6 protein-coding genes and 1 pseudogene are annotated in these 6,095 nt (G+C 65.9%); 3 read left to right on the top strand and 4 right to left on the bottom strand.

Features of this window, described 5'->3' with window-relative positions:
• The 4 genes and pseudogenes from AC16JP_RS02510 to tkt all read right to left on the bottom strand — a co-directional run.
• Positions 1 to 179 (bottom strand): annotated as a pseudogene (locus AC16JP_RS02510) (class I fructose-bisphosphate aldolase); the annotation flags it as partial.
• A gap of 14 nt (positions 180 to 193) precedes the next feature.
• Positions 194 to 1,387: a phosphoglycerate kinase gene (locus tag AC16JP_RS02505; RefSeq protein ID WP_484339025.1), complete on the bottom strand. Its 1,194-nt coding sequence runs from the start codon at positions 1,385 to 1,387 to the stop codon at positions 194 to 196.
• Positions 1,387 to 2,394 (bottom strand): type I glyceraldehyde-3-phosphate dehydrogenase, encoded by a 1,008-nt coding sequence (gap, locus tag AC16JP_RS02500; protein WP_484339024.1) that lies wholly within the window; start codon positions 2,392 to 2,394, stop codon positions 1,387 to 1,389. Before gap ends, AC16JP_RS02505 begins: the two co-directional genes overlap by 1 nt.
• Before the next feature lie 77 nt (positions 2,395 to 2,471).
• Positions 2,472 to 4,445, bottom strand: coding sequence for a transketolase (gene tkt, locus AC16JP_RS02495; RefSeq protein WP_484339023.1), 1,974 nt, complete (start codon positions 4,443 to 4,445; stop codon positions 2,472 to 2,474).
• A 265-nt stretch (positions 4,446 to 4,710) separates the two neighbouring features.
• Between tkt and AC16JP_RS02490 the strand changes: the two genes are divergently transcribed.
• The 3 genes from AC16JP_RS02490 to AC16JP_RS02480 all read left to right on the top strand — a co-directional run bounded on the left by AC16JP_RS02490 (position 4,711) and on the right by AC16JP_RS02480 (position 6,028).
• The gene (locus AC16JP_RS02490; RefSeq protein ID WP_484339022.1) at positions 4,711 to 4,872 is read left to right on the top strand and encodes a hypothetical protein; all 162 of its coding nucleotides are present in this window, start codon (positions 4,711 to 4,713) and stop codon (positions 4,870 to 4,872) included.
• A complete protein-coding gene (locus AC16JP_RS02485; RefSeq protein WP_484339021.1) occupies positions 4,865 to 5,203 on the top strand; it encodes a cell division protein ZapA in 339 nt (112 codons plus the stop codon). The genes AC16JP_RS02490 and AC16JP_RS02485 overlap by 8 nt, the downstream gene beginning before the upstream one ends.
• A gap of 219 nt (positions 5,204 to 5,422) precedes the next feature.
• The gene (locus tag AC16JP_RS02480) at positions 5,423 to 6,028 is read left to right on the top strand and encodes a 5-formyltetrahydrofolate cyclo-ligase (RefSeq protein WP_484339020.1); all 606 of its coding nucleotides are present in this window, start codon (positions 5,423 to 5,425) and stop codon (positions 6,026 to 6,028) included.
• Positions 6,029 to 6,095: the final 67 nt, after the last annotated feature.

Below are 6,095 nucleotides of genomic sequence, written 5' to 3'. Positions count from 1 at the left end.
TTCACTGCGAAGCTGCGGGCCGGGCCATGCTCGAAGCCCTGATCGACAGGCAAAATCACCATCTTGCCGGTGCCGGCCAGCCGCCCCGAACACAGGATGCGGGCCAGATTGGCCTTGGTGCCTGGATTGTCGCTTTCGTAGTTGGCCAGAATCCGGCGAACTGTCTTCGTCATCTTCATGGTCTCGGCTTTCCTTATCCAAGTGCAACGACGCCGGGCAGCGCCTTGCCTTCCATCCATTCCAGAAATGCGCCGCCCGCAGTCGATACGAAGGTGAACTGGGCGGCGACGCCCGCGTGATTGAGCGCCGCAACCGTGTCGCCACCGCCGGCGACGCTGACCAGCGTGCCGCCTGCAGTAAGGGCAGCCGCCGTCTGCGCGAGGACGACGGTCGCGCGATCGAACGGTTCCAGCTCGAACGCGCCGAGCGGGCCATTCCACACCAGGGTGGCGCAGGTTTTCAGCACGTCGCCAAGCGATTCCACCGCATGCGGCCCCAGATCGAGGATCATCTCGTCGGCGGCGACTTCGTTCACATTGGCGATCCGCATCGGCGGATTGGCGCGGAACTCGTGCGCTACCGCCACGTCCCACGGCAGATGCACCGTGCAGCCGGCAGCATCGGCGCGCGCCAGAATATCCCGCGCGGTTTCGGCCAGATCATGTTCGCACAGGCTTTTGCCGACATCGATCCCCTTGGCGGCAAGGAAGGTGTTGGCCATGCCGCCGCCGATGATCAGATGATCGACCTTGCCGACGAGGTTCGCCAGCACATCGAGCTTGGTCGAAACCTTTGCACCACCGACGACCGCTGCGACCGGCCGTTCGGGCTTGCCTAGGGCGGCGTCCAGCGCCTTCAGTTCCGCCTCCATCGACCGTCCGGCATAGGCCGGCAGCAGATGCGCCAGCCCCTCGGTCGAGGCATGGGCGCGGTGCGCTGCCGAAAAGGCGTCGTTCACATAGATGTCGCCGAGGCGGGCCATCGCAGCAACCAGCGTCGGCTCGTTCTTTTCTTCTCCGGCATGAAAGCGGGTGTTTTCCAGCACCGTAACGCTGCCGTTCGCTGCATCGTCCACCGCCGCTTCCGCCGCTGCGCCCGCGCAATCGGCGATAAAGCCGACGTTGCGGCCCAGCACATGGGCAAGCGCGGGCACCACCTGCTTCAGCGACAATGCCCCGGACGCCACGCCGCCGGGCCTGCCGAAGTGCGCCAGCAGCAGCACCTTCGCACCCCGGTCGGCCAGCAAGGCGATCGTCGGCACGGCTGCTTCAAGCCGCGTCGCGTCGGTTACGGCGCCATCCTTCATCGGCACGTTCAGGTCCACCCGGACCAGCGCCCGGGTGCCTGAAAGGTCGCCCGCCAGATCGTCCAGCGTGCGGAACGACATCAGAGGAACCTGCCCATCTGCGCGGCTGTGTCCGCCATGCGGTTCGAGAAGCCCCATTCATTATCATACCAGGAAACGACCCTGACCAGCTTGCCTTCCAGCACCGCCGTCTCGAGGCTGTCGACCGTCGAGGAGAACGGCACATGGTTGAGGTCGATCGAGACCAGCGGCTCCTCGGAATAGTCGAGAATGCCCTTCAGCGCACCCTGCGATGCCGCCTTCAGCGCCGCATTCACTTCGTCCCTGCTGGTTTCGCGGCCGGGCACGAACGTCAGATCGACGAGGCTGACATTGGGTGTCGGAACGCGGATCGCCGAACCGTCGAGCTTGCCCTTCAGTTCCGGCAGCACTTCGCCAACTGCACGCGCAGCGCCGGTTGTGGTCGGGATCATCGACACTCCTGCGGCGCGCGCGCGGCGCATGTCGGGGTGGATCTGGTCGAGGATCTTCTGGTCGTTGGTGTAGGCGTGCACCGTCGTCATCAGGCCGCGCTCGATGCCGACGAGATCGTTCATCACCTTGGCGACAGGCGCAAGGCAGTTGGTGGTGCACGAAGCATTGGAAACGATGCGATGGTCGCCGTTGATCTTGTCATGGTTGACACCATAGACCACCGTCAGATCGACGCCTTTGCCCGGCGCCGAGATCAGCACCCTCTTGGCGCCTGCCTGCAGGTGCGCGCCAGCCTTGTCGGCGTCGGTGAAGAAGCCCGTGCATTCCAGCGCGATGTCGACGCCCAGTTCCGCGTGCGGCAGCTTCGCCGGGTCGCGCTCGGCGGTGACGCGAATGCGGCGGCCGTCGATCACCATGTCCTGGCCGTCGGCCTCGACGGTGCCCGGATAGCGGCCATGCACGCTGTCCCGCTTGAACAGCATCGCATTGGAACGCGTGTCAGCGAGGTCGTTGATGGCGACCACCTCGATGTCAGTCCGGCCCTGCTCGAGGATCGCCCTCAACACCAGCCGTCCGATACGCCCGAAGCCGTTGATCGCTACCTTCATTGCCACGCTCCTTCGTAGGTTGTTCCTGTTACTGCCCGGTGATTTTACTGCCCGGTGACTTTACTGCCAGGTGATTGCGGCGATTACCGCCCCAGCCTTGTCCGCACAGCTTGCGCAATGTGCTGCGCGCTCAAGCCGAAATGCTGGTAAAGCGCCGGTGCGGGCGCCGAGGCGCCGAACCCGTCGATCCCGAACATCAGCCCGTCGTGGCCGACGATCCGTTCCCAGCCGAATGTCGTTGCAGCCTCGACCGAGACTTTCAGCACATCGGCCGGAAGCAGGCCCCGGTCGCCCTTTTCAAGATAGAGTTCTAAGCAGGGCATCGAAACCACGTCAGCGCCCAGCCCTTCGGCTTCCAGCAGCTTTGCCGCCTCGACCGCAAGCGAAACTTCCGAACCCGTCGCCACCAGCACCACCTGTCGCGGCGCCGAGGCCGCAACCAGCCGGTAGGCCCCCGAAGCGGACCGGTTCAGTTCCACATCAGGGCGCAGCGCCGGCAGATTCTGCCGCGACAGCGCCAGCACCGACGGGCGGCCACGGTCGGCCAGAGCCAGTTCCCAGCACTCCGCCGTCTCGACCGCGTCGGCCGGGCGGTAGACCGCCACGTTCGGCATCGCCCGCAACGAGGCCAGATGCTCGATCGGCTGGTGCGTCGGCCCGTCTTCGCCAAGACCGATGGAATCGTGCGTCATCACATAGATGACGCCCTGCTGCTGCAACGCCGACAGCCGGATGGCGCCACGCGCATAGTCGGCAAACACGAGGAAGGTGCCGCCATAGGGAATGATCCCGCCGTGCAGCGCCAGGCCGTTCATCGCGGCGGCCATGCCGAACTCGCGGATGCCATAATGCAGATAGGTGCCGCCATAGTTCGACGAATCCAGCACCGGCTGCCCGGCCGAACGGGTGTTGTTGGACCCGGTCAGGTCGGCCGACCCGCCGAGCGTTTCGGCAACCTGTGCGTTGATCGCATCAAGCGCCATTTCCGAGGCCTTGCGGGAAGCAATGGCCTTGCCGTCCTGCACAAGCGCGGTCTTGAACGCCGACAGGTCCAGCGCGGGCGCGCCACCTGCCATACGGCGGCTGAGTTCGGCCCCGTCAGGCGCCGCCCGCACCCGCTGTTCCCAAGCGGCGCGGGCAGATTCGCCCCGCGCGCCGGCCTTCCGCCAGGCGGCCAGAATATCGGCAGGAATTTCAAACGGCGCGGCGGTCCAGCCCAGCTTTTCCTTTGCGCCTGCAACTTCGGTTGCCCCAAGCGGGCTGCCGTGCGTCTTTTCAGAGCCAGCCTTGGTCGGCGCGCCAAATCCGATCACCGTCCGGCAGCAGACGAGGCTCGGCAGCGGCGAGGCCGCCGCTTCATCGAGCGCCGCCCGGATCGATTGCGGATCATGCCCGTCGCAGGAAACCACATGCCAGCCGGCCGCCCGGAAACGGGCAGGCACATCCTCGACCGAAGTCAGCGAAATGGCGCCGTCGATCGAAATGCCGTTGTCGTCCCACAGCAGGTTCAGGCGGCCAAGCTTCAGATGGGCGGCAAGCCCGATCGCTTCGTGGCTGATACCTTCCATCAGGCAGCCGTCGCCAGCGATCACCCACGTCCGGTGGTCGACGAGCGCATCACCAAACCGCGCGTTCAGGTGCCGTTCGGCAATCGCCATGCCGACAGCCATCGCCAGCCCCTGCCCCAGCGGCCCGGTCGTGCATTCGACGCCCGCAAGCTCGAAGTTTTCCGGGTGGCCGGCGCACGGGCTGCCAAGCTGCCGGAACGTGCGGATGTCGCCGATCGTCGGCCGGGCATAGCCCGACAGATGCAGCAGCGAATAAAGCAGCATCGACCCGTGGCCCGCCGACAGCACGAAGCGGTCGCGGTCGGCCCAGTCGGGGCGGCTGGCGTCGAACTTCAGATATTCGCCCCACAGGATCGTCGCCACATCGGCCATGCCCATCGGCATTCCGGGATGGCCGCTGTTCGCTGCTTCCACTGCGTCCATCGTCAGTGCGCGAATGGCATTCGCCATTTCAGCCACACTCTTGTCGGCCAACCGTTCAGGTGCCATCCGGGGCAATCTCCACGTTCACGTCGTCGCACGGGTGGGCAAGACCGCCCGAATCACCAATAGCGCCCGGACTTTCCGGGCAGCGGCGCGGCGTCCTCCTCGCAAAGCGGGGCAGAGAAATCAACGCCAGACCAGACAAACCGTTACAATCCCCGAGTTGACGCAAGTGGAAACAATATCTTAAGTCAGATCGTCAAGATTGCGATTCAGCATCGCTTGACGAACGGAGCGGATCATGGTGGCAGAGGCGAAGGGGGTATCTGATATGTCCGACGTGCTCGCACGCATCGAAGCCGCATTGGCGCGCGGGGAAGCCGCCGCCGACCGGATGGATCGTCGCCACAACAAGCTGCGCCAGGTCGCCCAATCGACCATCGCCGGTCTCGACCGCCTGATCGAGGCAGAGCGGATGAAGGCCCATGGCTGAAGTCAACCTGACCATCGGCGGGCGCGGCTACAGGCTCGCCTGCCGCGACGGCGAAGAGGCTGACCTGAGGGCTGCCGGCGGCCTGCTGGATTCGCGTGTCGGCTCGCTCATGCAGGCGCATGGCGCCATCGCCGAACCGCGGCTGCTGCTGATGGCGGCCCTGCTCCTCTCGGGCGAATTGCTCGAGGAACGCGCGCAGGCTTCGCGCCTTTCGCCGCAACCGGAAGACGGCGTAACCACCCCAGCCATCGACGCTGCGCTGATGGAAAAACTCGCCAGCCGCGCAGAAACGCTTGCCCGAAGGCTTGAGGAAGCCGCTGCGGCCGCCTAGGTTGGCAGGCGGCGGGTTCTGCCCGATGCGCGCCGCAAAGCATCCCTGAGGCGATAAGCACATCCAAGGGGGCTGTCCCTGCCGGGCTTCCGGGCTTGGTCATATGGCTCCCACCTGACGTTCTGGCGTCAGTGGATCTTCAGGCAAACGGTCGACGCGGTCCCGCCACCCGCATTCCAGCTTGACACATCCCGACGGCGCAGCCCTTTCGCTGAAGCCATGCCCGCTGACCAGCCGAATAGCGAATCTCGACATGAGTTGCGCCGCATTTCGCGCGAGGCCCGGCGTGCGTTCGCTTCCGGCGTAGGCAGCGCCGTGCGTGTGGCGCTCGAACAGGGGCTGGCGCAGGTGGCATTGCCGCACCTTGGCGCGCCCGGCACGCTGGCAAGCTATGCCGCCACCGCAGACGAGATCGACCCGAGCCACCTGGAACGCGCGGCCTCGGCGCTGGGCTGGCGCATTGCCTTCCCCCGCGTCGAGGACGGGCCGCTGTCGTTCCGCATCTGCCCGCGCGCCGATCTGGCTGCGGGCTACAGGGGAATCGCCGAACCCGCAGCAAACGCATCTGCCGCCCGCCCGGATGTCGTGCTGGTGCCGCTGCTGGCGGTGGATCGTTCCGGCAACCGGCTCGGACAGGGCGGCGGCCACTACGACCGCACATTGGCGGCGCTGCGCGCAACCGGCCCTGTGCTGGCCATCGGTCTCGCCTTTGATATGCAGGTCATCGACCATGTGCCCGCCCGCCACTGGGACCAGCGGCTCGACGCAGTCGCCACGCCGACGGCCTTCCACCTTTCGGCAAGCGCGGCTAAACGCAATCCATGACACCTTCGCTCAGACGGCCGCTCGGGATTCTCGCCGTCCTCCTCGGCATATTCGCCTATGTTCTGTT

The sequence above is a fragment of the Sandaracinobacteroides sp. genome, from assembly GCF_057137845.1.
Note: the sequence above shows the minus strand (reverse complement) of the source record. Positions and strands in the feature narration are given on the sequence as shown.

Bases quoted from the DNA above. Each gene is read 5' to 3' on its own strand.
- AC16JP_RS02505 (WP_484339025.1), bottom strand. From the start codon at position 1,387: ATGTCGTTCCGCACGCTGGACGATCTGGCGGGCGACCTTTCAGGCACC.
- tkt (WP_484339023.1), bottom strand. From the start codon at position 4,445: ATGGCACCTGAACGGTTGGCCGACAAGAGTGTGGCTGAAATGGCGAAT.
- AC16JP_RS02490 (WP_484339022.1), top strand. From the start codon at position 4,711: ATGTCCGACGTGCTCGCACGCATCGAAGCCGCATTGGCGCGCGGGGAA.
- AC16JP_RS02485 (WP_484339021.1), top strand. From the start codon at position 4,865: ATGGCTGAAGTCAACCTGACCATCGGCGGGCGCGGCTACAGGCTCGCC.
- AC16JP_RS02480 (WP_484339020.1), top strand. From the start codon at position 5,423: ATGCCCGCTGACCAGCCGAATAGCGAATCTCGACATGAGTTGCGCCGC.